The sequence below is a fragment of the Rhizobium sp. BK316 genome, assembly GCF_014193695.1.
GTDB lineage: Bacteria > Pseudomonadota > Alphaproteobacteria > Rhizobiales > Rhizobiaceae > Rhizobium.
On record NZ_JACHZR010000001.1, the window covers coordinates 307,510 to 332,784 of the forward strand.

Sequence of the window (25,275 nt, forward strand, 5' to 3'; positions counted from 1 at the left end):
TATGGAATATAGGGAAATAAAGTCAGGAGGTTATTTACATGCGACAGTTCACGACGGGTGATCTCAACAAGCAGGTTGGCGATGTCACCGATGCTGCGAGCCGCGAACCGGTCATCCTAACGCGCCACAATAAGCCTCGTTTCGTACTAATGAGTTATGAGTACTATGAGCGAATGCGCACCGGTCGCGATCCACGCCAAGTCCATCTTGTCTCGAAGATGCCGGATGAACATGTCGAGTTATTCGGCGAGGCCATCGAGCAGCTGGCGCGCGGCGAAGGTTATGACGATGGGCCGTGAGTTTCGTCCTGGGGAAGTGATAAGTTATCCCTATCTTTGGGCATGGCAGCAAGAGCGCGGCGAGACCGAGGGACGGAAACAGCGGCCAGTCTGTGTCGTTATCGCGATCCGCAATGCGGCAGATGGAAACACACACATCCTCCTTCTGGCGATTACGACGCAGCCGCCGCAGGCAGGCCGGATCGCATTGGAAATTCCCGATATCGAGCGGCGGCGGGCCGGTCTCGATGACCTCAGCAGAGCTGGATCGTCGTTGACGAATATAATTACGATATTGCTGAGCGCTCCTGGTATCTTGAACCTGATCAGGAGTTCCTTGGCCGTTTCAGCAAATCCTTTGTGATGCAGATTGCTGCCCTGTTCGTCAAAACTCGAAGTGTATCGGTCCGCGTCAGCCGACTAGATTGATAGGTCCTGATTGCCTGTTTCTTCCTTGCGAAATGCCTCGGGACTCTTGCCCATCCATTTCCGGAAGGCCCGGAAGAAGGCGCTGGGTTCGGAGTAGCCAAGCTGTACGGCAATCTCGCCGATGGTCTTCGACGTGTTCATCAACATGTCGACGGCGAGATCACGGCGGATGTCGTCCTTGATGCCGGCATAGCTCTGGCCCTCGTCATGCAGGCGGTGCCGCAGCGTCGAGGACGGCATGCGCATGTCGGCTGCGAGTATGTGAAAGCTCGACCAAGCGGCTGGCGAGGTCTGGGAGAGGCGGCGGCGGACAGCGGCGGCGATGCCGGCATCGTAGCGATAGCGCACGAGAATATTGGCTGGAGCGCCCCGCAGGAATTGCTTCAAGGCCTGTTCGCTGCGCGAAATCGGCAGATCGAGCAGAGAGCTGTCGAAGCCGAGCCGACTGATCGGTTGCGAGAAGCGCACCGGCGCGCCAAAGAAAAGCCGGTAATCAGCGCCCTGGCTTGGTTCCGGGCAACGGAAATCGACGAGGCGGATCGGGATGCGACGTCCGACCAGCCAGCAGATAATGCCATGCAGGATGATCCAATAGGTGCGATAGGCAAAGGCCGAACGCGGCTCGCCGGCGTCCCGAAGTTCGATCTGTGCGAGCCCGTCACTGATGACGAGCGTACCGCGCGGATCGTCCAGAACGACATCGAGGAAGCGCAAGGCCCGCCGCAAGGCGTGGCCGAGAGTCGGTGCATGCAGCACACAATGGCAGAGCAGCGTGAAGCTGCCGCTGCGCATCGGCCGGGCGCCCATGCCGAAGAATTCGTCGTCGAGTTCTGCGGCAATAGCCAGCCACAACGCGCCATAGGTCTCGGCCGACACCGGCTGATCGATTACCGGTGGGAGCCCGAGCTTGGCCAGAAGAGGCGCCACCGGTTTGCCAAGCCGGCGCAGGCTGTCGAGAGCTTCCTCGACAAACCCTGATGCGATCATACGTCGCTCGATTTCAGCCATAGCCGCTCCATCATGACAAATTGAAAATGGCAAAACTGGCCGAAATAATGGAGCAGTTGCGTCATCGCTTGCAATAGGCCGAAGGAATAGAATCGGGTTTCGGCGGGCTCTGGAGGAGATATCTGCCGGGCAGGGAGGAACGATCCGTGCAGATCAGCGGCGCAAGTTTCATCGTCACCGGCGGCGGCTCCGGGCTCGGAGCAGCAACAGCACGCATGCTCATCGAAGCCGGTGGGCGTGTGACGATCGCCGATCTCAACGTGGATACAGGCGAGGCGACCGCCCGCAGGCTCGGGCAGGATGCGCGCTTCGTCCGGGCTGACGTGACCGATGATCAGGATGGTGCTGCGGTAATCGCCGCTGCAATGGATGCATTCGGCATGCTTCGCGGGCTTATCAATTGTGCCGGTGTGGCGCCCGCCGAAAAGGTGATCGGCCGTGACGGCCCGCATCGGCTGGAAAGTTTTGCCCGCACCATTACCATCAATCTCATCGGCACCTTCAACATGATCCGGCTTGCCGCCGCTGCCATCCAGAATGCTGAGCCGGATGCGGAAGGTGAGCGCGGCGTGATCATCAATACGGCTTCGGCCGCTGCTTTCGACGGGCAGATCGGTCAGGCTGCCTATGCGGCCTCCAAGGGCGGTGTTGCGGCAATGACGCTGCCGATCGCCCGCGAGCTTGCGCGTCACGGCATTCGTACCGTGTCGATTGCGCCCGGCATTTTCGAAACACCGATGATGGCAGGCATGCCGGCGGAGGTGCGGGAAGCGCTTGGAAAGAGCGTGCCTTTCCCGCCGCGTCTCGGGCATCCGGCGGAGTTTGCCGCGCTGGTGCGCCATATCCTGGAAAACAGCATGCTGAACGGCGAGGTCATCCGCCTCGATGGGGCATTGCGCATGGGCGCGCGCTGAGCGTCTGGCCCGAAGGAGGACAAATGGCCTTGCAGGATCCCATCGTCATCGTAGGCGTGGCTCGTACACCGATCGGCAGTTTCCAGGGCGAACTTAGAGATGCCTCGGCCCCTGAGCTTGGCGCGACGGCAATCCGTGCAGCACTTCAGCGCAGCGGCGTTGCGGCCGATGCAGTCGAGGAAGTGGTCTTCGGTTGTGTATTGCCGGCCGGCCAGGGGCAGGCGCCGGCCCGCCAGGCTGCGATCCATGCCGGACTGCCCTTTGCGACAGGCGCCAGCACCGTCAACAAGATGTGCGGTTCCGGCATGAAGGCGGTCATGATGGCGCATGATCTGATCGCTGCCGGCAGCGCTTCAGTGGCGATCGCAGGCGGTATGGAAAGCATGACGAATGCGCCCTATCTCCTTGATCGTGCCCGTGCCGGTTACAGGCTCGGCCACGGGCGGGTCGTGGATCATATGTTCCTCGACGGGCTGGAGGATGCTTATGACAAGGGGCGCTTGATGGGCAGCTTCGCAGAGGATTGCGCCGAAGCCTATCAGTTTACGCGCGAGGCGCAGGACGCCTATGCGGTGACCTCGCTGACGCGGGCGCAGAAGGCGATTGCCGAAGGCTATTTTGACAGAGAAATCGTGCCCGTGACGATGAAATCCGGCAAGGGCGAGCAGGTGGCAAGTCGCGACGAACAGCCGGGCAAGGCGAGGCCTGATAAGATCCCGACCCTGAAGCCGGCGTTCCGCGACGGCGGTACGGTCACGGCCGCCAATTCGAGTTCGATCTCTGATGGAGCAGCCGCGCTCGTGCTGATGCGTCGTTCGGAGGCGGATCGTCGCGGGCTGAAGCCGCTCGCCACCATTCTCGGTCACGCCACGCATTCGCAGGAACCCAGTCTCTTCGCCACCGCGCCGATCGGCGCCCTGCAGAAACTCTCTGACCGCACTGGCCTGCCGCTTTCCGAGGTCGATCTCTTCGAGATCAACGAGGCATTCGCCGTCGTTGCCATGGCGGCGATGCGCGACCTCGACCTACCGCATGACAAGGTCAATGTGCATGGCGGCGCCTGTGCGCTCGGCCATCCGATCGGGGCTTCCGGCGCCCGCATTCTGGTGACGTTATTGGCGGCGCTGGAGCGTTATGACCTGAAGCGGGGCATGGCGGCGCTTTGCATCGGCGGTGGCGAGGCGACCGCCGTTGCGATCGAGCGGCATTAGGGAAAGGGGAGGACAGATGATCCTTTCCGAACTTCAGCAGCAAATCTGCGATCTGGCTCGTGATTTCGCTCGGGAACGCCTGGCGCCCGGAGCGGCAAAACGCGACCGGGAATCTCTCTTCCCCCGCGAAGAACTGAAGGAAATGGGTGAGCTCGGGCTTCTCGGCATGCTGGTGCCCGAGGCTTATGGCGGATCTGATACCGGTGTCATTGCCTATGCCGCGGCACTCGAGGAAATAGCAGCCGGCGACGGTCCCTGCTCCACCATCATGAGTGTGCACAGTTCGGTCGGCTGCGTGCCCATCCTGAAATTCGGCAATGAGGAGCAGCGCCAACGTTTCCTGCCGAAGCTTGCCAGCGGCGAGTGGATTGGCGGTTTTGCGCTGACCGAGGCACAGGCGGGCTCCGATGCCTCGAACCTCAAGACGCGGGCGCGACGCGACGGCGATCACTACGTGCTCGACGGCGCCAAGCAGTTCATCACTTCGGGCAAGAACGGACATGTTATCATCGTCTTTGCCGTCACCGATCCCGATGCCGGCAAGAAGGGCATCACTGCCTTCATCGTGCCGACCGATACGCCAGGTTACGAGGTGATACGGGTCGAGGAAAAGCTTGGCCTGCATTCCTCCGATACCTGCCAGATCGCCTTCAATGGCATGCGTATTCCAGCCGAGCTTCGGCTCGGCGAGGAGGGGGAAGGCTACCGGATCGCACTTGCCAATCTTGAGGGCGGGCGGATCGGCATTGCGGCGCAGGCCGTCGGCATGGCGAAGGCGGCCTTCGAGGCGGCACGCGATTATGCCCGCGAACGCAGCGCCTTCGGCAAACCGATCGCCGACCATCAAGCGGTTGCCTTTCGGCTTGCCGATATGGCAACGCGCATCGAGGCGGCCCGGCAACTCGTCTTCCATGCTGCCTGGCTCCGGGAGGCCGGATTGCCATGTCTGTCGGAGGCTTCGATGGCCAAGCTCTTTGCCTCCGAAATGGCCGAACGTGTCTGCTCCGATGCGATCCAGATCCATGGCGGTTATGGCTATATGGCCGACTATCCGGTGGAGCGCATCTATCGCGACGTCCGTATCTGCCAGATCTACGAGGGAACAAGCGACGTGCAGCGCATGGTGATTGCCCGCAACTTATAAGAACGAGGCCTGCTTCTGGAGGAGAGAGGCGGAGCCGATAAAGGGAGGAAGGAGACCATATGGTGGAATCTGCTCGTTTGAGCCTGCATGTCCCCGAACCTGCCGTCCGTCCGGGCGGCCAACCCGATTTTTCCAACGTCAAGATTGCAAAGGCCGGTGCCGTGCCCCGACCGGAGGTCGATGTCGCATCCGAGGATATCCGCGACCTTGCCTATTCGATCATCCGTGTGCTCAATCGCGACGGCGAGGCCGTTGGCCCCTGGGCAGGGTCGCTCTCCGACGAGGAACTGCTGACCGGGCTTCGCAACATGATGAAGCTGCGCGCCTTCGATGCCCGCATGCTGATGGCGCAACGCCAGGGCAAGACCTCCTTCTACATGCAGCATCTCGGCGAAGAGGCCGTCAGCTGCGGCTTCCGCAAGGCACTGCGGAAGGGCGACATGAACTTCCCGACCTACCGGCAGGCTGGCCTGCTCATCGCTGACGACTATCCGATGGTCGAGATGATGAACCAGATCTATTCGAACGAGAGCGATCCGCTGCGCGGCCGGCAGCTGCCCATCATGTATTCCTCCAAGGAACACGGCTTCTTCACGATCTCGGGCAATCTCGCCACGCAATATGTGCAGGCGGTCGGCTGGGCCATGGCCTCGGCGATCAAGAACGACAGCCGCATAGCAGCCGGCTGGATCGGTGACGGTTCGACGGCGGAATCGGACTTCCATTCGGCGCTGGTCTTCGCCTCTACCTACAAGGCACCGGTCATTCTCAACATCGTCAACAATCAGTGGGCGATCTCCACCTTCCAGGGCATTGCCCGCGGCGGGTCCGGCACCTTTGCTGCCCGTGGTCTCGGTTTCGGCATTCCGGCGCTGCGCGTCGATGGCAACGACTATCTCGCTGTTCACGCTGTCGCCCGCTGGGCGGCGGAGCGGGCACGCCGCAATCTCGGTTCGACGCTGATCGAATATGTCACCTATCGCGTCGGCGCCCATTCGACGTCCGACGATCCGAGCGCCTATCGCCCGAAGACGGAATCCGAAGCCTGGCCGCTCGGCGATCCCGTCCTGCGGCTGAAGAAACACCTGATCGTCAGGGGCGTCTGGTCGGAGGAGCGCCATACTCAGGCCGAAGCGGAAATTCTGGATGAGGTGATCGAGGCCCAACGTCAGGCCGAAGGGCACGGCACGCTGCATGACGGCGGCAAGCCATCGGTGCGCGATATCTTCGAGGGGGTCTATGCCGAGATGCCGCCGCACATTCGTCGTCAGCGGCAGAAGGCGGGGTACTGATATGGCCCGGATGACGATGATCGAGGCCGTGCGCAGCGCCATGGACGTCTCGATGGCGCGCGACGACAATGTCGTGGTGTTCGGTGAGGATGTCGGCTATTTCGGCGGCGTTTTCCGCTGCACGCAGGGCCTGCAGGCAAAATACGGCAAGACGCGCTGTTTCGACACGCCGATCAGCGAATCCGGTATCGTCGGCACGGCAATCGGCATGGCCGCCTATGGGCTGAAGCCCTGCGTCGAGATCCAGTTCGCCGACTATATGTATCCGGCTTACGATCAGCTGACCCAGGAAGCGGCGCGTATCCGCTATCGCTCCAACGGCGATTTCACCTGCCCGATCGTCGTGCGCATGCCGACCGGCGGCGGCATTTTTGGCGGCCAGACGCACAGCCAGAGCCCGGAAGCGCTTTTCACCCATGTCTGCGGCCTGAAAGTGGTCGTGCCCTCCAATCCTTACGACGCCAAGGGCCTGCTGATATCAGCCATCGAGGATCCCGATCCCGTCATGTTCCTGGAGCCGAAGCGGCTCTATAACGGACCCTTCGACGGTCACCACGAAAGACCGGTGACACCATGGTCGAAGCATGATCTCGGCGAAGTGCCGGAGGGGCACTATACGATCCCGATCGGCAAGGCCGAGGTGCGGCGCACGGGCTCGGCCGTGACTGTCGTCGCTTACGGCACGATGGTGCATGTGGCGCTTGCCGCTGCCGAGGATGTCGGCATCGACGCCGAGGTGATCGATCTCAGAAGCCTCCTTCCGCTTGATCTCGATACGATCGTCAAATCCGTCACCAAGACCGGGCGCTGCGTCGTGGTTCACGAAGCCACGCTGACCTCCGGTTTCGGCGCGGAGGTCGTTTCGTTGGTGCAGGAACATTGCTTCTATCAGCTCGAAGCCCCGGTCGTGCGCGTCGCCGGCTGGGACACGCCCTATCCGCACGCGCAGGAATGGGATTATTTCCCTGGACCCGGCCGCGTCGGGCGGGCGCTCGCCGAAGTCATGGAGGCCTGAGCCATGGGCGAATTCACCATCAAGATGCCCGATGTCGGCGAAGGCGTCGCCGAGGCTGAGCTCGTGGAATGGCATGTGAAGACGGGCGATCCGGTGCGCGAGGACATGGTGATCGCAGCTGTCATGACCGACAAGGCCACGGTGGAAATCCCGTCGCCTGTCAGCGGTAGGGTGACCTGGCTTGCCGGAGAGATCGGCGACCGCATTGCCGTCAAGGCGCCGCTGGTGCGCATCGAGACATCGGGGGAGATCGGCGCAACGAAGCTTGAAGCACCCTCGCAGCCGCAGCTTGCCGAGCCGGTGAAAGTGGAGGCGTCCAAACCCGCTCCGAAGCCGCCCGCACCCGCAACCCCATCTCCATCCTCACCTGCCGAAAAACCGCTTGCCGCGCCGTCCGTACGGCTCTTTGCGCGCGAGAGCGGCGTGGATCTGCGGCAGGTACAGGGCACCGGGCCGGCTGGCCGCATCCTGCGTGAGGATGTCGAACAGTTCCTGAACCAGGGTGCAGCGCCTGTCTCGGCACGAACTGGTCTGGCGAAGAAGACGACGACCGAAGAGATCAAGCTGACCGGCCTTCGCCGCCGTATCGCAGAGAAGATGGTGCTCTCGACGTCGCGCATTCCCCACATCACCTATGTGGAGGAGGTGGATATGACGGCGCTCGAGGAACTGCGCGCAACCATGAATGCCGACCGCAAGGCCGGTCATCCCAAGCTGACGGTCCTGCCCTTCTTGATGCGGGCTCTGGTCAAGGCGATCTCCGAACAGCCCGATGTCAACGCCACCTTCGACGACGATGCCGGCATTATCACGCGTTACAGCGCCGTGCATATCGGCATCGCGACGCAGACCCCGGCGGGCCTGACCGTGCCCGTCGTGCACCATGCCGAAGCGCGTGGCATCTTCGATTGTGCTATCGAAATGAACCGGCTGGCAGAGGCTGCGCGCTCCGGCACAGCGACACGCGACGAACTGTCAGGCTCGACGATCACCATCAGCTCGCTCGGCGCGCTCGGCGGCATCGTCTCGACACCCGTCATCAATCATCCGGAAGTGGCGATTATCGGCGTCAACAAGATTGCCACGCGGCCGGTCTGGGACGGCACGCAATTCGTGCCGCGCAAGATGATGAACCTTTCCTCCAGCTTCGATCACCGCATCATCGACGGCTGGGATGCGGCAACCTTCGTGCAGCGTATTCGCACGCTGCTCGAAACGCCGGCGCTCATTTTCATCGAAGGCTGAGCCATGAAAGAGATTGTCTGCAAGCTCCTCGTCATCGGCGCCGGCCCCGGTGGTTATGTCTGCGCCATCCGTGCCGGCCAGCTTGGTATCGATACCGTCATCGTCGAGGCCGGCAAGCCCGGCGGCACCTGCCTGACGGTCGGCTGCATTCCCTCCAAGGCGCTTATTCATGCGGCAGAGGAATTCGATGCTGCGCAAAGCATGCTGGCGGGCAAGAACCCGATGGGTATCCGTGTCGAGGGCGCCTCCATCGACCTCGCCCGGACAGTCGCCTGGAAGGATGGCATTGTCGGCCGGCTGACCAGTGGTGTCTCCGGTCTCTTACAGAGGGCACGGGTCAAGATCGTGCACGGTCGCGCGCACTTCCGGGACGGCAAGACGGTGGAGGTCGAAACAGAAACCGGCCAGCAGATCATCCGCGCCGAGACCGTGGTGATTGCGACAGGCTCCGATCCGGTGGAACTCCCGAACCTGCCTTTCGGCGGCCGCGTCATCTCCTCGACAGAGGCGCTGTCATTGGGGGAATTGCCGAGAAATCTCGTCGTCGTCGGCGGCGGCTATATCGGGCTGGAGCTCGGGACAGCCTTTGCGAAGATGGGATCTCAGGTAACGGTGGTCGAAGCCACGCAGCAGGTGCTGCCGTTATATGACGCGGACTTGGTGCGGCCTGTCATGCGCAAATTGACCGAGCGGGGCATTCGCGTGCTGACCGGTGCCAAGGCAATCGGCCTGTCCGATACCGGCGAAGGACTTGTCATAGAAACGCCCGACGGTCGGCAGCAGGCACTTGCCGCGGACCGTATTCTCGTGACGGTCGGCCGCCGTCCGAGAACGGCGGGCTCGGGCCTCGAAGAGCTCGACCTCGATCGCGCCGGCCCCTATCTCAGGATCGACGATCGTTGCCGCACCTCCATGCGCGGCATCTATGCCATCGGCGATGTCACCGGCGAGCCGATGCTGGCGCATCGGGCCATGGCCCAAGGGGAGATGGTCGCGGAAATCGTTGCGGGCAGGAAACGCGCCTGGGACAAGCACTGCATCCCGGCGATTTGTTTCACAGATCCGGAGATCGTCAGCGCCGGCCTGTCACCGGCGGAAGCGCGCGCCCAGGGCTATGATATCAGGACTGGCCAGTTTCCCTTCAGCGCCAATGGGCGGGCGATGACCATGCTTTCGGAGGAGGGGTTCGTGCGGGTGGTGGCAAGGGCAGATACCAATCTCGTGCTCGGCCTGCAGGCGGTGGGCGCTGGTGTCTCGGAACTTTCGGCCGCCTTTGCGCTCGCCATCGAAATGGGTGCCCGGCTGGAAGATATCGCCGGCACGATCCATGCTCATCCAACCCGCAGCGAGGCGGTGATGGAAGCCGCACTCAAAGCCTTGGGGAACGCGCTGCATATGTGAGCTTGGGTGCAATCTGTCTTACTGCGCCTTTGGCTCTGCGCCGGTCGAGCGTCTTGCGACGAGTTCTCCCGACAAGCGGATGATCGTCGCTGCCCGCAGCAGCGCCGACGTATCTCCCTCGATCATTTCAACGACGACCCGGACAATTTCGTCGACCGGCTGGCGAAAGGTGGTGAGGTTGTAATGCGGCCAGCCGGCCATCGGAATGTCATCGAAACCCGCAACGAAGATGTCGTCAGGAACGCGGCAGCCGACTTCTTCCCGCAGCGCATCGATGCCGCCGATTGCCAGGATGTCGTTGGCAAAGAAAATCGCGTCGGTGCTCTTCTTGGCCGCGATTTCGAGTGCGGCCTTGCGGCCGGCATAATAGCTGTATTCCTGTCCTTCGATCTGGGCGCTCAGCGTCATGCCAAGCTCCGCAATCCGCGTGACGAAACCGTTCTGGCGTTCGCGGTTGGTGGTCGTGTGGCTGAGGCCGGCGACGTAGGCGACCCTGCGAGCGCCCTGCTGATAGAAATGATCGGCCAGCGCCCGGGCGCCCTCGGCATTGTTGCAGGCGACACAGCTGAGGTTGGTATCTTCGATGACGCGGTTGATCAGGATGGCGGGACGGCCTTCCGTTGCCCAGCTCAATGTAGAACCCGAGAGGATGGTAGCAGAAATGACGATGACGGCGTCCACGTTATAGCGGCGTAGCGCCGAGAGCTGCTCCTCGAGGTTGGAGCCCTTGGTGATGTTGAAGAGAAGGCTCTGCAGGCCGATGCGCTGCAGCGACCGGGAGAGTTTCTCGATGAGACCCGGATAGAAGGGGTTCTGCATATCGGAGACGACGATGCCGATGATGTTCGTCCGGCTCTTCGACAGCATGCTGGCGATCGCGTTCGGCTGATAGTCAACTTCAGCCGCATATTTCAGGATCCGCTCACGCAGATCCGCCGCGATGCTCGCGCCCGGGGTAAATGCGCGCGAGACGGCCGACTGGCTTACGCCGAGCATACGCGCCAATTCACGAGCCGTCATCGGCTTGCGGCTCAGCGCTTCACCGGACGGCTCCCCCTGCAAGGACGGTAATCCCTGTTTGCGCATGATCCATTTCCCCGGTTGCCAGTCCTTATCTTCCCATCCTTTTTGCATTCGGATGCAATAATTTCAACCGCTTCCTGCGCATGGCTGCCGATTCTTCCTTTGATAGCTTTTCGCTTTCGAAAAGAGATGAATGCGTGCGTTGCAGCGTCAAAACATCCCATGAAATAAGGAATACTCTGGCTTTCTTATGTTGGATATCCGGAACCGGTATTTTTGCAGATTCTGACATAAAACCTGTTCCGATTTCAAGCCAATCGCCATGTTGCATACGGATGCAAATTAGTTGATGCTCCCATCAACGACAATATCGGCGCTGAAAAAGGCGCGTTCTCCGAGGGAATGCCAGTGGGTACGATCATCAAGTCCGTCGAAGCTTTTCAGGTGAAGTGGGAGCCCAACGAGCCGCCGGGTCGCCGCACAGCCTTCGTGCGCGTGACGACCGAAGACGGTATCGTCGGCCATGGCGAAGCCTCGCCGATGATGGGCGGCGAGCACTCGCTCGGCGTCGTCCGAGATTTCGCAGCCTCGCTCATCGGCGCCGATGCGCTCGACCAGGCGGTCCTCTACGACCGTTTGCTGCATAAATATGTGAAGCTCGGTCCGGAAGGCGCCGTTACCGGCGCGCTTGCCGCCCTCGATATCGCTCTTTGGGATATCAAGGGCAAGTATTTCAATCAGCCCGTCTACAAGCTGCTCGGCGGCGCCTGGTGCACGGAACTGCCTTTCTATGCCTCGATCGGCAACAATGCCGGCCGCACCGTCGATGAAACTGTTCGCCTGGTCGAGCAGCGCTGGAAGACCGAAAAGCCGGCCGCTATCAAAATCCGCTGGGACGGCGACCGTACGCGTCAGGACTATGACATTCCGGGCGACATCGCCAAGGCCAAGGCCGTGCGCAAGCTGGTGGGCGACGATTTCCCGCTCGCTTTCGACGCCAACAACCAATATTCCGTCGGCGGCGCCATCCGCGTCGGCCGCGCGCTCGAAGAGCTCGGTTATGTCTGGTTCGAAGAGCCGGTCCAGCACTATAACGTGCGCGCCATGGGCGAGGTCGCCCAGCGCCTCGACATCACCGTGTCGGCCGCCGAACAGTCCTATACGACCCAGGCCGTCGTCGACATGATCAATGCGGGCGTGCGCATGGTACAGCCTGACATCGTCAAGATGGGCGGCATTACCGGTCTCATGCAGTGCGCGTCGATCTGCTTTGCCCACGGCGTCGAGCTCGTTCCGCACCAGACGCAGCCGACCATCGCCCACGTGGCGAACCTGCATGTGCTGGCAACGCTGATGCACAACACCAAGCCCGCCGAATTCTCCGATCCGTCGACACGCATGCATGTCGGCTTCGCCAATCCGCCGATTCCGGAAGACGGCAAGTTCAAGGTGCCGTCCGGCCCGGGCCTCGGCCTAATCGTCAACGATGCCGAGCTCGACAAGCGGCGAAGCTGAATATTCTGTCACATGGGAGGAAATGACATGAACTTGAGAAGACGCCAATTTCTGGAATTGAGCGCAGCCACAGCTGCGATGGGCATGCTCGGACCCGCTCTCGCCCGTGCGGCGAGCGATCCCGACACTATTCGCATCGGCATTGCCGCTAACGGCCCGCGCACCAGCGATCCGAACTACACGACGCAGGGCGGCGACAACTGGGCGACCGAGCAGATGTACGAACAGCTCGTTCGCCCGGATGACGGCACGTTCGCGACGACGCCGGACCAGTACCGGCCCACGCTTGCAATCGAATGGTCTGCCTCGTCGGATGCTAAGACCTGGACCTTCAAACTCCGTCAGGGCGTGCAGTTCCACAAGGGTTTTGGTGAAATGACGTCCGAAGACGTCGTCTTCTCTTTCAAGCGTGCCATGGCCGACGGCACGAACAAGCCGATCCTGTCGAATATCGCCGATGTCGTCGCTACCGGTCCCTATGAGGTCGTCATCACGCTGAAGAATTCCGACGTGAACCTGCTGGGTACGTCGATCTTCCTCAACAATACCGCGGTCGTGTCCAAGAAAGCTGTCGATCAGATGGGTGCGGAGAAGTTCAAGACCGATGCGGTCGGCACCGGTCCCTACGAACTTACGCGTTTCGAAAGCAAGTGGGGCACGGCGCTTAAGCGTCATGAAACTTATTGGGGCGAGAAAGCGAAGGTCGCCAAGGTCGAATCCGTCTACATCGCCGACACGACGGCGCGCACGCTGGCGCTGCTGGCAGGTGATGTCGATATGATCGAAGCCGTCCGCGCACCGGGCTGGGTCGACTCCATGTTGCAGCGCGACTCGACCCTGCAGTTCGACATGACGTCGCCGGGTTCGTTCAACACGCTGCATATCAACCTCAAACGCAAGCCCTTCGACAATATCAAGGTGCGTCAGGCGATCATGTATGCTGTCGATCGCCATGCGGTTGCCGAGGCCATGAAGCCGATGGGGGGCTTTACCGCCGACCTGCAACCCGAGTCTTTCCCGGGTGCCTTCAAGACCGAAGATTTGCCGCCGGATCTTCAGTACAATTACGATCCTGACAAGGCCAAGGCTCTGCTCGTCGAAGCCGGCTTCCCCGATGGTTTCGACTTCGACAGCAATGTCAGCCAGCGCGAGGACTATGCGTCGATCATGCTGATCGTGCAGGAGCAACTGCGTGCTGTCGGCATGCGCATGAACCTGCACATCGGCGACCACACCGCCTATCATGCCGACAATCAGCACGACAAAAACACGCTGGCACTGCATTCGTCGAGCTATCCGCCGATCCCGACGCAGCTCTATACGCAGCAGCTTTCGACCAAGGCGGAAGTCAAGCCGGACGGAACGGGTGGCATCAATTACAGCCACTACGGCGTGGCCATGCCCGGTATCGACGACCTGCTTGCCAAGGCGCTGCAGGCGACCGACTATAAGACCTATGTCGACTATTGCAGGCAGATCGAACTTCAGGTCCTGCGTGATCTGCCGCTGATCGGCATGTCGACGCTCTCCTTCACGGTCGCCCGCAACGCACGCCTTGACCTCGGCTACAAGGTACAGAGCGGCTATGCGCGCTGGCGCTTCCACCACGCGACCAAGACGGCCTGATCACAAGTCGCGATGAATACGAGTGAATGACCATGGCTAGATATTTTCTCCTCCGGCTGGCGGATGCCATTCCGACAATCTGGCTGGTGCTCACGCTCGTGTTCATCGCGATGCGTATCCTGCCTGGCGATCCGGCGATTGCGGCTCTGGGAGATATGGCTCTCCCGGAGCAACTGGCAGCCTTCCGCCACAAGATGGGGCTCGATGTGCCGCTCTGGCAGCAATACATCAACTTCCTCATCGGCGTGCTCAGCCTCGATTTCGGCCAGTCCTATATGAACGGCGAGCCGGTGCTGAACCTGATCGCCGCCAATCTGCCCTACACGATCGAACTCACCGTTGCGGCGATGATCATCGGCGTTGGTGCGGGTGTGCCCCTCGGCGTGCTGGCCGCAACCCACCGCGACCGGCTGCCGGATTCCGGCATGCGCGTCTTTGCCCTGCTCGGTTATGCCATTCCGGATTTCTATCTCGGCGCACTGCTGCTGATCGGCTTTGCGCTGAACCTCGGCTGGTTCCCGATCAATGGTGGTGGCGATGGTTTCATGGACCGCATGTACCATATCGTCCTTCCGGCGTTGACGCTCGCACTGGTGAAGGCCGCTTTCATCGGCCGGCTGTCGCGAACCGCACTTCTGGAAACGCTCGGCAAGGATTATGTCCGCACCGCTCGCGCCAAAGGCGCCCGCGAGCCACGCGTCATCTATCGCCACGGTCTGCGCAATGCGCTGCTGCCGCTCTCGACCGGCATGGGTCTCAGTCTGCTTGCCACGCTGTCTGGCTCGGTTGCCGTTGAGCTGGTCTTCAACAGGCCTGGTCTCGGACGCCTCCTCATACAGGCGATCAATGAGCGTGATTACGGCATCATCCAGGGCGGCGTCGTTGTCTTCGCGCTTCTCGTCCTCCTCATCAATCTGGTGATGGATCTTCTCTATATCGTCATCGATCCTCGCATCCGGGTGAAATAATGAGCACCATCACTCAAACGTCGGGATCACCTTTGCAGGTTGCAGAACAGCCCTTGCTGGCACCTGCGCCAGGCCTGTTGTCGCTTCTGTCCCGAACCCTGCTGCGACGACCATCGACCCTCTTTGCGCTGGCGATCGCGCTCGTCTTCTTCGTGATTGCGGTCTTTGCGCCGATGCTTGCGTCTTATGATCCGCTGGCCCAAAGCGTCCTCTCAATCAACAAGGCTCCATCGGCCGCGCACTGGTTGGGTACGGACCAGTTCGGGCGCGATGTCCTCTCGCGCATGATCCACGGTTCGCGCAATTCGCTGCTCTTCGGCCTGATCTCGCCTGCGCTGGCCGCGCTGCTCGGCACCGCGCTCGGCGTGACCGCCGGCTATTTCGGCGGGCTGGTTGATCGTATCATCAGCCGCCTCATCGATCTGTTGCTTGCTTTTCCTGAGCTCCTGCTCGCGATCATCATCGCAGCCGTGCTCGGTGGCGCCTTCTGGAACATCATTGCCGTCATCACCGTCGCCTTCATTCCCGGTTTTGCCCGTGTGGCCCGCGCCTCGACCCTGTCGGTTAAGCAGGAACCCTATGTGGAGGCGGCCATTGCCGTAGGCGTGCGCACGCCCGTCATCATCTTCCGGCACGTCATTCCGAACATTGCGGCACCAATCGTCGTGTTGATGACGCTCTGGGTCGCCTCCGCCATTCGTCTGGAAGCCTCGCTGAGCTTTCTCGGCATCGGCACCCGCGCTCCCAATCCGAGCTGGGGCAATATCATCCGCGATGGTCTCAACAATCTCTTCGGATCGCCCTGGCCAATCATTGCCGCCGGTTTCGCCATCACCTGCGTGGTGCTGTCCTTCAACCTGATCGGCGATGCGGTGCGCGACATGCTGGACCCGGAGACGAACCAATGACGTCAAAAACGCAGTCTCCATTGCTCAAGGTCGATAATATCGCCGTCGAGTTCGGCCCGAAGGATTCGCCGATCCGTGTGGTGAACGGCGTATCCTTCGAGATCGAAGCCGGTGGTTCGGTCGGCATCGTCGGCGAGTCCGGCTCGGGCAAGTCGATCACATCGCTGGCGATCATGGGGTTGATCCCCAACCCGCCTGGCCGTATCGCCCAAGGGCGCATCGAGCTCGAAGGCGTCAATCTTCTCGATCTGCCGAAGACGAAGCTGCCCGAAATCCGCGGCCGCGATATCGCGATGATCTTTCAGGAGCCGATGAGTTCGCTGAACCCGGTCATGACAATCGGCGATCAGATCGGCGAAGCGATCATGCTGCATGAGAAGATGAGCCGCGGAGAGCGCCGTGCCCGCATCATCGAACTCCTGGAGCTCGTCGGCATCCCTAATCCGGAGGGACGTCTCGATGCCTATCCGCACCAGTTTTCGGGTGGGATGCGCCAGCGCGTGATGATCGCCATGGCGGTCGCCTGCAATCCGAAACTTCTGATTGCTGATGAGCCGACGACCGCACTCGACGTCACCATCCAGGCGCAGGTGCTTGACCTGATGGCGAGGGTGCGAAAGACGCTGAACACGGCCGTGCTGCTGATTTCGCACGATCTTGGGGTGATCGCTGAAGTCTGCGATCGGGTCATTGTCATGTATGCGGGGCGAGTGGTCGAGGACGCCGATGTCCGCTCGATCTTCAGGAATCCAAGCCACCCCTACACGCGCGGCCTGCTGCAATCCATTCCGCGTCTCGATGACGAACGCTCGCGTCTCTATCAGATCCCCGGTTCCGTGCCGCTCGCCGGCACGGTCAAGCAGAGCTGTCCCTTTTATGCCCGCTGCAGCGACCGGATCGACAAGTGTGCGGCCGAGATGCCGCCCATGTTCACCGTTTCAAAACGCCACAAGGCGGCCTGCTGGGTCACCGCCGGAGCAACAGCATGATAGAGATGAGCAGCGTCGACGACCTGTTGACCGTCAAAGACCTTGGCAAGACCTTTTCCGATGCGGGCAGACTGTCGTTTGGAAGCTCCTCTTCCGGCAGTGTGCGCGCCGTGGATGGCGCATCCTTTTCCGTCAAACCGGGCGAGACGCTGGCGCTTGTCGGTGAATCCGGCTGCGGCAAGTCCACACTCGGCCGTCTTCTGTTGCGGCTGATCCAACCGACCGATGGCGAGGTGCTGTTCGAGGGGCGTGATATCACCGCTCTCGGCGCTGCCGAGATGCGTATGATGCGCGCCAGAATGCAGATGGTCTTCCAGGACCCTTACGGCTCGCTCAGCCCGCGCCGTTCGATCGCGCAGATCATTTCCGAACCGCTCGAAGTCTTTGGGCTGGCGAAATCTTCGAGAGAACGGCGCGAGCGCGTGGCGGAGCTGTTGGTGCAGGTTGGCCTGTCGCCGAGCTTCATGGATCGTTATCCGCGTCAGTTTTCCGGCGGCCAGCGGCAGCGCATCGGCATTGCCCGCGCCATCTCGGTCAACCCGCAATTCATCGTCGCCGACGAACCGGTCTCGGCGCTTGATGTGTCCGTGCAGGCGCAGATCGTCAATCTGCTGCAGGATTTACAGGCCGAGCGAAAATTCTCCTACCTCTTCATTGCCCACGATCTCGCGGTCGTGCGGCACATCGCAGACCGTGTCGCGGTGATGTATCTCGGCAGGATCGTCGAGATCGGACCGAAGAAATCCGTCTATGCCCTGCCGCAGCATCCCTATACGCAGGCGCTGCTGTCGGCTGCTCCCGAGCCCGATCCGGATCGCAAGGCGAACCGCATCGTGCTGCAGGGCGACGTGCCGAGTCCATCACGCGTCCCGCCGGGCTGCAGCTTCCACACCCGCTGTCCGATTGCAAAGGACATCTGCAAGGTCGATCGGCCGGCGCTTCGCGAGGTTTCGCCGAACCAGTTCTCGGCCTGCCATTTCGCCACGCCCAATCCGCTGACGCAGGCAGGGTAAAACTATCGGCCTTCAGTGCACCAGGCCCGCCGGTGAACCTTCGTTTGTTCCCTCGACCGGCAGGTCTATGCCGCAGCGTATCAGCATAACTGACTCGAGCCTGAAGGTCATGGACCGGTATCGTCCGCTTTCACTCTCTGCGGGATTCCGGCTCGTCCATCCTCAGTGGGTCCAGCGGAATGTCGCTGCTTTCGGCCTGCGCCATCGCTTTGACGAGCGAGATGATCGTCTCGCGGATACGACGGTCCTCGATCTTTACGAAGGCCTTGTTGAGGACGAGGCCTTCCTTCGACCGCAGAAATTCGGCGACCGGATCGATGGGGGCGGAAAGGTCGAGGCCGGCAAAAATCGGCGCTTCCGAATCATCCTGTTCGAAAAAGAAGGCCGGTGAGGTGCGCAGCGCTTCGGCGATTTTCTGCAGGCGGCTTGCGCCGATGCGGTTGATGCCCTTTTCGTATTTCTGCACCTGCTGAAAGGTAACGCCGATCTGTTCGGCAAGCCGCTCCTGGCTCATGCCGAGAAGCTGCCTGCGCCTGCGCATGCGCATGCCGACATAGGTATCAATCGCGTTCGGTGTCTTGACGTTCATGGCCTACCTTCTGTCTCTTTCGCATTTCAGTCCATTGACTTGTAGACGGCATCGCGCCGCTTTTCTATGATTTGTTTTTGATGTCATATTAGGCATTCAAAAAATGCTCGGCACTGTGGCAAATGGCCCGGACCGATCACCAGTGCGGGATCGGTGTGTGAAGTGGTCGAATTGCAGGATCACGAACAAAAATCTTAAAATTGCGTACCGATCCGCGCAAAACTGGGCTGTAATCGTTTCTCTTCATAAGATAAATGCTTTTCCCAGCGACCGCCGCTGACAATTCACTTCCCGAGCCCGATCGCCTTAATAACAGCCCGCACGAAAACCGACGACGGCCCGGCATGGTTCCGGCCGCGCAGGAGGAAGATCCATGGCATCCGTTGCCGAGAGCGCCCCCCGCTTTGAAAAGACAGCAATGTCCATCCTGGTGGCAGTCAGCTTCTGCCACATGCTCAACGACATCATGCAGTCGCTGCTTGCCTCGCTCTATCCGCTCTTCAAGGCCAATTACAACCTCGATTTCGTGCAGATCGGCCTTCTGACCATGACCTTCCAGGTGACGGCTTCGCTGCTCCAGCCGCTCGTCGGCATCGTCACGGACCGTTGGCCGATGCCTTATTCGCTGCCGGTCGGCATGGCGAGCACCTTCTGCGGACTGATCCTGCTCGGCAATGCCGGCAGTTTCGAGCTGCTGCTGGTCGCGGCAAGCCTCATCGGCTTCGGTTCGGCCGTCTTCCATCCGGAATCCTCGCGTGTCGCGCGTCTTGCTTCCGGCGGCCGCCACGGTTTTGCCCAGTCCTTCTTCCAGGTGGGCGGCAATGCCGGCCAGGCAATCGGTCCGCTGTTGGCCGCCTTCATCGTGCTGCCGAACGGTCAGCACAGCGTGTCCTGGCTTTCCGGCATCGCCATGGTCGGAATGGTGGTCCTGAGCTGGGTCGGCAATTGGTACATGAGCCACCGCCGCCAGAACGCCAGCAAGGCAGCCCCGAGCCGCACGCTACCTCTGCCTCAGAGCAAGGTCGTCTGGGCGCTGCTCATCCTCGTGTTGCTGACGGCGACGAAGAACGTCTATATGGCAAGCGTCTCGAGCTACTTCACCTTCTACGTCATCGACCGTTTTCAGCTCGATGTGCAGCAGGCGCAGCTCATGCTCTTCCTGTTCTTGGGGTCTGTTGCCACCGGCACCTTCCTCGGCGGCCCGATCGGTGATCGTTTCGGCGCCCGCTTCGTCATCTGGTTCTCGATCCTCGGCGTCATTCCCTTCGCGCTGCTGCTGCCCTATGCGAACCTTTTCTGGACAGGCGTGCTCAGTGTCGTCATCGGCCTGATCTTCGCCTCTGCCTTCTCGGCTATCGTCGTCTTCGCGCAGGAGCTGGTGCCGGGTCGCGTCGGCCTGATCGCCGGCGTCTTCTTCGGTTTCGCCTTCGGTGCGGGCGGCCTCGGCGCGGCCTTGCTCGGCGGTTTTGCCGACTCGCACGGTATCGCCTTCGTCTATCGTATCTGCTCCTACCTGCCCCTGCTCGGCCTGTTCACCATCTTCCTGCCGCGCATCCCGAAGAACCGAGCGGTTTAAGTTTCGCGCTCAGAAAGAGGCACCGAGAAGCGTTTCGGTGCCTCTTTGGTATCCGGGCAAGCGCATGGCGCGGCGTTGCACTCGAACGAACATATTTTCCCCGGCCTTCGGCGAAGACGGATCGTCATTTCTTTAATCTACTATTTTAATAGATAATATCCGTCTCATGACGCAGCCCGTAACGGCGCGATAGTGGAAGGAAATGACATGTCTGCACCCAAACTGGTCGGTCTTGCCGGCAGCTTCAATCGTCCCTCGAAGACTTTTGCGCTGGTCGAGAATATTGCCGGCCTCGCCGCCGAAAAATATGGCTTCGACAACACGATCTACGACCTGACGGATGTCGGCCCCTCGCTCGGCCAGGCGCTGCGCCGTGACGACCTCGACAATCGTGCCAGGGAAATCATCGCCGATATCGCCAATGCCGATGTCCTCGTCATCGGCGCGCCGACCTTCAAGGGCAGCTATCCGGGTCTCTTCAAGCATCTGATCGATCTCATCGATCCACATGAGCTGCGCGCCAAGCCGATCGTCATCACCGCGACCGGCGGCGGCGACCGTCATGCGCTGATGGTCGAGCATCAGCTTCGCCCGCTCTTCGGCTTCTTCATGACCCATACCCTGCCGACGGCCGTCTATGCCTCGGACCGCGATTTCACTGACTACCGCGTTTCCTCCGAACAGCTTTCCAAGCGCATCGGGGAGGTCGTCGGTGAACTCACCGCCTTCTTTCCGGGCAGAAGTTCCACGCTGATCGCAGCGGAATGAATGCCATCCCGAGACTGATTTCAGCGGCGCCATTGGGCGCCGCTTTTGCTTGAGCGTTATTTTATGCTGACATTAATCCACAAATTTGATAGAATTTTTATCCTGCCGGTATCGACAAGGCGGCAAGAGTTTTTCCGGCGATGAGAAGACATCGGACGTTCGTGCTTCGCTCGTAATGAGCGCATTTGCAATTATCCGCCTGCTCGGGGCTCGGCCTCATCAGTCAGACGGGATATAAAATGACCAAGAACAAGAATTTCAGCGCCATTTCGCTTTCGCGCCGCGCGGCCCTCACTGTTGCAGCCTCTGCAGCTGCATTCATCGCCTTTGCCGCGCCGGCTCCTTCCTTTGCAGAAGACAAGTCGATCAAGGTCGGCATCATGAGCGGTGAGGATGAGGATGTCTGGCGTGTCGTCACCAGCGAAGCCGCCAAGAAGGGCCTTAAGATCGAGACGATCACCTTCAACGACTATACCCAGCCGAACGAGGCACTGGAGCGCGGCGAAATCGACGCGAACGCTTTCCAGCACCAGCCTTATCTCGACAACCAGATCAAGCAGAACGGCTACCATATCGTCCGTGTTGGCTATACAGGCGTCTGGCCGATCGGCCTCTACAGCAAGAAGCACAAGTCCGTTGCCGAACTGCCCGAGGGTGCCGTGATCGGCGTGCCGAACGATCCGTCCAACGAAGGCCGTGCGTTGCGCGTTCTGCAAAACGAAGGCCTGATCAAGCTGAAGGACGGCACGGGCATTCTTGCGACGATCGCCGATGTCGCTGAAAACCCGAAGAATATCGAGATCAAGGAGCTGGATGCCGGCATTGTCGGACGCTCGATCGATGATCTTGACGCCGGCGTCGTCAACACCGACTGGGCGCTGAAGAGTGGTCTTTCGCCGGCAGAGCGCGTCGCGCAGGAGCCGATCGCCGACAATCCCTATCGTAACTTTATTGCCGTGAAGGAAGAAAACAAGGATGCCGATTGGGTGAAGACCCTCGTCTCCTCCTATCAGAACGATACGGTCAAGGCCGAGTTCGACAAGGTGTACAAAGGTACGGGCCTCAGCGCCTATTGATCCACACGCCCTCCGCAGGGCGTCAACAACAGAGGCGGCCCGGGTCTTTCTGCCAGGGCCGCCTTCAGCATTTGTGAAGGAACGAGCATGAATTCAATTGTCTCCGCCTCGAGGATCGAGACGCGGCCGGCTGATGCCGAAGAGGTCGTCCGGCTGAAGGATGTCAGGCGCAGGTTCGGCGCGACACCAGCGCTCGATGGCATTTCGTTGAGTGTGAAGAAGGGCGAAATCCTCGGCATTATCGGCCGCAGCGGCGCCGGAAAGTCGACGCTGATCCGCTGCCTCAACGGCCTCGAGCGCGCCGATAGCGGCGAGATCGTCATCGAGGGCCGCAACATCATGGGCCTTGCCGAGCAGGAGCTGCAGCCGCTGCGCCGCCGCATCGGCATGATCTTCCAGCACTTCAATCTCCTGTCGGCCAAGACCGTCGAGGAGAATGTCGCGCTGCCGCTGAAGATCGAAGGCCTCGCCAAGGCCGAGCGGCTGAAGCGGGCGCATGAATTGCTGGACCTGGTCGGCCTTTCCGACAAGGCCAAGGCCTATCCGTCTTCGCTATCCGGCGGTCAGAAGCAGCGTGTCGGCATTGCCCGCGCACTCGCCGCCCGCCCGGCCCTGCTGCTCTCGGATGAGGCGACCTCGGCACTCGATCCAGAGACGACGCGCTCGATCCTCGCGCTTCTGAAGGATATCAATAGTAAGCTCGGGCTTACGATCCTGCTGATCACCCATGAGATGGAAGTGGTGCGCGGCATAGCCGATCGCGTCGCCGTCATCGATGCCGGTCGTATCGTGGAAGAGGGGCAAGTCTGGTCGATCTTCGGCGATCCGCAGACGGCGATCACCAGGAGCCTGCTCGGCGGCATCCGCCCACAGCTTCCCGAACACATCGCCGCGCGCCTGTCGCAGACAGGCGGCACGGAAGCGATCCTCAGCGTCGATCTCGCCGGGCCGGAGGCACAGGGCGCTCTCTTTGCCGATCTGTCGGCAACGCTGCCGCATTCCTTCCGCCTCGTGCATGGTGGCATCGACCACATCCAGAACCAGCCTGTGGCGCGGTTCTTCATTGCCGTTCCCACGCGCGATCCTGCGCTTGCCGAAAAGGTCGAACAATTTCTGAAGGCCCGGTCCGCCCGGGTGGAGGTGCTTGGTTATGACACCGATCATGATTAATCTGCTTTTGCGCTCACTCTGGGAGACCGTGCTGATGACGGCGGCTTCCGGGGTGATATCGCTTGTTGCCGGCTTGCCGCTCGGGCTGGCGCTGGTATTGACGAACCGCGGCGGCATTGCCGAAAATCCCTGGATCAACCGCATCCTCGGCGCCGTTATCAACGGCTTCCGCTCTGTGCCGTTCATCATCCTCCTGGTGGCACTGATCCCGCTGACGCGACTGATCGTCGGCACGGCGATCGGCACGTGGGCGGCCATCGTTCCGCTCGCCATCGCTGCCACGCCCTATTATGCGCGAATCGCCGAAGTGTCGCTGCGTGAGGTCGATCGCGGCCTGATCGATGCCGTTCGGGCCATGGGCGGCAATCGCTGGACGATCATTCGTGAGGTTCTGGTGCCTGAGGCATTGCCGGGCATCGTCGCCGGTTTCACGGTCACGCTGGTGACGCTGATCGGCGCATCGGCAATGGCTGGCGCCATTGGTGCCGGCGGTCTCGGCGACCTCGCCATACGCTACGGTTACCAGCGGTTCGAAACCAACGTGATGATTGCAGTCGTGGTCGTCCTTATCGTTCTCGTCTGCGGCATTCAATGGCTGGGCGACCGGCTGGTTGCCCGCCTTGATCATCGCTCAGCCTAGAGCAATTCCAGCAAAAGTGCGTAGCGGTTTTGCGTCCGGAATTGCGTGAAAACAAAGAGGTAGAGCGCTTCCGTGATTCGAAGATAAGCGGAATGCTCTAGCGCCTGAACTGTGCGGCGGGATGGCCGGCTGGCAGCCGGCCGTTTCCGCCGAACAGCTTCCGGCGCAGCGGTCCTTCCGCATAATCGGCCTTGAACAGGCCGCGCTCCTGCAGCACAGGCACCACGAGATCGACAAAATCATTGAGGCTTTCCGGCGCCACGGTGCGCGCCAGATTGAAGCCGTCGATACCGCCCTCTTCGATCCAGTGCTGCAGGATGTCGGCAATCTGCTCCGGCGAACCGACGATCGGCGTCATCCGGCTGCCGAGCACCATCTGGTCGATGATCTGCCGCTTCGTCACCGGCTTTGCCGCCTGCTTGGTGATCGCCGCCAGCGCCGACTGATTGGCATTCGTCGAGCTTTGGTCGATCACGTCATCGAGATCGTATTTCGAAAAGTCGACGCCGATAGAGGCGGAGTAATGCGCCAGCGAGGCCTCGACGCTCGCATGTCGGCGATATTCCGCGAGCTTTTCTTGTGCCTCGCTTTCCGTCTTTCCGACGACGACGGTCATCAGGCTCAGGATCTTTATCGCGTCCGCGCCGCGACCGTTCGCTTGCGTCTTGGCACGAAGCGCATCGACAGTCGGGCGTGCCGATTGCGGTGTCGGCCCTGCGATGAAGACGCATTCGGCATGGCGGGCAGCGAAATCCCGCCCGCGTGCGGACGCGCCGGCTTGGAAGAGCAGGGGTGTGCGCTGTGGCGAGGGCTCCGAGAGATGGATGCCCTCCATCTTGTGATATTGTCCCTGATGGCTGACGGCGCGGACCTTGGAGGCATCCGCAAAGACGCCGCGCTCCCCGTCGCGCAGCACGGCATCGTCGTCCCAGCTTCCCTCCCAGAGCTTATAGAGGATTTCGAGATATTCCTCGGCGGCGTCATAGCGCGCATCATGCTCCGGCAGTTTGTCAAAGCCCATGCTGCGGGCGGCACTGTCAAGATAGCCTGTCACGATGTTCCAGCCGATGCGCCCCTTCGTCAGGTGATCGAGCGTCGACATGCGTCGTGCCAGCAGGAAGGGCGGCTCATAGGTCGTATTGACCGTCACGCCGAAGCCGAGATGTTTCGTGACGTAGGCCATCGCCGAAATCGGCATCAGCGGATCATTGACCGGGATCTGCGCGCCCGTTTCGATAACCGGGGCCGGGCTGTTCTTGTAGACATCGTAGATGCCGACAATATCGGCAAGAAATATACCGTCCAGCTTGCCGCGTTCTGCCGTGCGCGCAAAATCCGCCCAGTAGTCGAGATCGGTATAGCTCACCGAACGATCGCGCGGATGTGTCCACATGCCGTGGTTTATATGGCCGACGCAGTTCATGTCGAAGGCGTAGATCTGCATTTTCTTCATTGAATACTGTCCTGAGATTTTCGT

24 protein-coding genes and 1 pseudogene are annotated in these 25,275 nt (G+C 61.0%); 20 read left to right on the forward strand and 5 right to left on the reverse strand.

Going from position 1 to position 25,275, the window contains the following annotated elements; genetic code table 11:
• The first annotated feature begins 38 nt into the window (after positions 1-38).
• Both FHT87_RS01315 and FHT87_RS31075 read left to right on the forward strand, forming a co-directional pair.
• On the forward strand, positions 39-299 hold the full coding sequence (locus tag FHT87_RS01315; RefSeq protein WP_183733555.1) for a type II toxin-antitoxin system Phd/YefM family antitoxin: 261 nt from the start codon (positions 39-41) through the stop codon (positions 297-299).
• Positions 289-707: pseudogene (locus FHT87_RS31075) on the forward strand (hypothetical protein). Before FHT87_RS01315 ends, FHT87_RS31075 begins: the two are co-directional and overlap by 11 nt.
• Here FHT87_RS31075 and FHT87_RS01320 read toward each other — a convergent pair.
• On the reverse strand, positions 699-1,715 hold the full coding sequence (locus tag FHT87_RS01320) for an AraC family transcriptional regulator (RefSeq protein ID WP_183733552.1): 1,017 nt from the start codon (positions 1,713-1,715) through the stop codon (positions 699-701). The pseudogene FHT87_RS31075 and the gene FHT87_RS01320 overlap by 9 nt on opposite strands.
• Positions 1,716-1,861: 146 nt before the next feature.
• Between FHT87_RS01320 and FHT87_RS01325 the strand changes: the two genes are divergently transcribed.
• The 7 genes from FHT87_RS01325 to lpdA are packed head-to-tail and all read left to right on the forward strand — an operon-like array spanning position 1,862 to position 9,937.
• The gene (locus tag FHT87_RS01325; RefSeq protein WP_183733549.1) at positions 1,862-2,629 is read left to right on the forward strand and encodes a 3-hydroxyacyl-CoA dehydrogenase; all 768 of its coding nucleotides are present in this window, start codon (positions 1,862-1,864) and stop codon (positions 2,627-2,629) included.
• A 23-nt stretch (positions 2,630-2,652) separates the two neighbouring features.
• A complete protein-coding gene (locus tag FHT87_RS01330; RefSeq protein ID WP_183733546.1) occupies positions 2,653-3,840 on the forward strand; it encodes an acetyl-CoA C-acyltransferase in 1,188 nt (395 codons plus the stop codon).
• Positions 3,841-3,856: 16 nt separating this feature from the next.
• Positions 3,857-4,984, forward strand: a complete 1,128-nt coding sequence (locus tag FHT87_RS01335; RefSeq protein ID WP_183733543.1) for an acyl-CoA dehydrogenase family protein — start codon at positions 3,857-3,859, stop codon at positions 4,982-4,984.
• Between the two features lie 59 nt (positions 4,985-5,043).
• A complete protein-coding gene (locus tag FHT87_RS01340) occupies positions 5,044-6,276 on the forward strand; it encodes a 3-methyl-2-oxobutanoate dehydrogenase (2-methylpropanoyl-transferring) subunit alpha (protein WP_183733541.1) in 1,233 nt (410 codons plus the stop codon).
• A 1-nt stretch (position 6,277) separates the two neighbouring features.
• Entirely contained in the window at positions 6,278-7,291 is a 1,014-nt protein-coding gene (locus FHT87_RS01345; protein ID WP_183733538.1) for an alpha-ketoacid dehydrogenase subunit beta, read from the forward strand.
• A gap of 3 nt (positions 7,292-7,294) precedes the next feature.
• A complete protein-coding gene (locus FHT87_RS01350) occupies positions 7,295-8,536 on the forward strand; it encodes a dihydrolipoamide acetyltransferase family protein (RefSeq protein ID WP_183733535.1) in 1,242 nt (413 codons plus the stop codon).
• A 3-nt stretch (positions 8,537-8,539) separates the two neighbouring features.
• Positions 8,540-9,937, forward strand: coding sequence for a dihydrolipoyl dehydrogenase (lpdA, locus tag FHT87_RS01355; protein ID WP_183733532.1), 1,398 nt, complete (start codon positions 8,540-8,542; stop codon positions 9,935-9,937).
• Positions 9,938-9,955: 18 nt separating this feature from the next.
• Here the strand turns inward: lpdA and FHT87_RS01360 are convergent, their stop codons facing one another.
• Together FHT87_RS01360 and FHT87_RS01365 are read right to left on the reverse strand one after the other, a co-directional pair.
• The gene (locus FHT87_RS01360) at positions 9,956-11,023 is read right to left on the reverse strand and encodes a LacI family DNA-binding transcriptional regulator (RefSeq protein ID WP_183798854.1); all 1,068 of its coding nucleotides are present in this window, start codon (positions 11,021-11,023) and stop codon (positions 9,956-9,958) included.
• A gap of 25 nt (positions 11,024-11,048) precedes the next feature.
• Complete coding sequence (locus tag FHT87_RS01365; RefSeq protein ID WP_183798857.1) at positions 11,049-11,252, reverse strand: hypothetical protein; 204 nt, start codon at positions 11,250-11,252, stop codon at positions 11,049-11,051.
• Positions 11,253-11,368: 116 nt separating this feature from the next.
• Here FHT87_RS01365 and FHT87_RS01370 point away from each other — a divergent pair, with 116 nt between their 5' ends.
• The 6 genes from FHT87_RS01370 to FHT87_RS01395 are packed head-to-tail and all read left to right on the forward strand — an operon-like array spanning position 11,369 to position 17,979.
• The gene (locus FHT87_RS01370) at positions 11,369-12,475 is read left to right on the forward strand and encodes a mandelate racemase/muconate lactonizing enzyme family protein (RefSeq protein WP_183733526.1); all 1,107 of its coding nucleotides are present in this window, start codon (positions 11,369-11,371) and stop codon (positions 12,473-12,475) included.
• A gap of 27 nt (positions 12,476-12,502) precedes the next feature.
• Complete coding sequence (locus tag FHT87_RS01375; protein ID WP_183798860.1) at positions 12,503-14,101, forward strand: ABC transporter substrate-binding protein; 1,599 nt, start codon at positions 12,503-12,505, stop codon at positions 14,099-14,101.
• A 32-nt stretch (positions 14,102-14,133) separates the two neighbouring features.
• Complete coding sequence (locus FHT87_RS01380) at positions 14,134-15,069, forward strand: ABC transporter permease (protein ID WP_183798863.1); 936 nt, start codon at positions 14,134-14,136, stop codon at positions 15,067-15,069.
• A complete protein-coding gene (locus tag FHT87_RS01385; RefSeq protein ID WP_183798866.1) occupies positions 15,069-15,977 on the forward strand; it encodes an ABC transporter permease in 909 nt (302 codons plus the stop codon). Before FHT87_RS01380 ends, FHT87_RS01385 begins: the two co-directional genes overlap by 1 nt.
• Positions 15,974-16,966, forward strand: a complete 993-nt coding sequence (locus FHT87_RS01390; RefSeq protein WP_183798869.1) for an ABC transporter ATP-binding protein — start codon at positions 15,974-15,976, stop codon at positions 16,964-16,966. Before FHT87_RS01385 ends, FHT87_RS01390 begins: the two co-directional genes overlap by 4 nt.
• Positions 16,963-17,979 (forward strand): ABC transporter ATP-binding protein, encoded by a 1,017-nt coding sequence (locus tag FHT87_RS01395; RefSeq protein WP_246698156.1) that lies wholly within the window; start codon positions 16,963-16,965, stop codon positions 17,977-17,979. Before FHT87_RS01390 ends, FHT87_RS01395 begins: the two co-directional genes overlap by 4 nt.
• A 130-nt stretch (positions 17,980-18,109) precedes the next feature.
• Here FHT87_RS01395 and FHT87_RS01400 read toward each other — a convergent pair whose 3' ends face one another.
• Positions 18,110-18,568 carry a helix-turn-helix domain-containing protein gene (locus FHT87_RS01400; protein ID WP_183798872.1) on the reverse strand — a complete coding sequence of 153 codons (459 nt, stop codon included), beginning with the start codon at positions 18,566-18,568 and terminating at the stop codon, positions 18,110-18,112.
• Between the two features lie 373 nt (positions 18,569-18,941).
• On the opposite strand from FHT87_RS01400, the gene FHT87_RS01405 reads away from it, so the two are divergent.
• The 5 genes from FHT87_RS01405 (at position 18,942) to FHT87_RS01425 (ending at position 23,798) form a co-directional block, all read left to right on the forward strand.
• Positions 18,942-20,144 carry an MFS transporter gene (locus FHT87_RS01405; protein WP_183733507.1) on the forward strand — a complete coding sequence of 401 codons (1,203 nt, stop codon included), beginning with the start codon at positions 18,942-18,944 and terminating at the stop codon, positions 20,142-20,144.
• 207 nt (positions 20,145-20,351) lie between these two features.
• Entirely contained in the window at positions 20,352-20,912 is a 561-nt protein-coding gene (msuE, locus tag FHT87_RS01410) for an FMN reductase (protein ID WP_183798875.1), read from the forward strand.
• A 239-nt stretch (positions 20,913-21,151) separates the two neighbouring features.
• The gene (locus FHT87_RS01415; protein ID WP_183798877.1) at positions 21,152-21,988 is read left to right on the forward strand and encodes a MetQ/NlpA family lipoprotein; all 837 of its coding nucleotides are present in this window, start codon (positions 21,152-21,154) and stop codon (positions 21,986-21,988) included.
• 87 nt (positions 21,989-22,075) lie between these two features.
• Complete coding sequence (locus tag FHT87_RS01420) at positions 22,076-23,158, forward strand: methionine ABC transporter ATP-binding protein (RefSeq protein ID WP_183798880.1); 1,083 nt, start codon at positions 22,076-22,078, stop codon at positions 23,156-23,158.
• Positions 23,139-23,798, forward strand: coding sequence for a methionine ABC transporter permease (locus FHT87_RS01425; protein WP_183798883.1), 660 nt, complete (start codon positions 23,139-23,141; stop codon positions 23,796-23,798). Before FHT87_RS01420 ends, FHT87_RS01425 begins: the two co-directional genes overlap by 20 nt.
• 97 nt (positions 23,799-23,895) lie before the next feature.
• On the opposite strand, the gene FHT87_RS01430 is transcribed toward FHT87_RS01425, so the two are convergent.
• The gene (locus FHT87_RS01430) at positions 23,896-25,251 is read right to left on the reverse strand and encodes an LLM class flavin-dependent oxidoreductase (protein WP_183798886.1); all 1,356 of its coding nucleotides are present in this window, start codon (positions 25,249-25,251) and stop codon (positions 23,896-23,898) included.
• Positions 25,252-25,275: the final 24 nt, after the last annotated feature.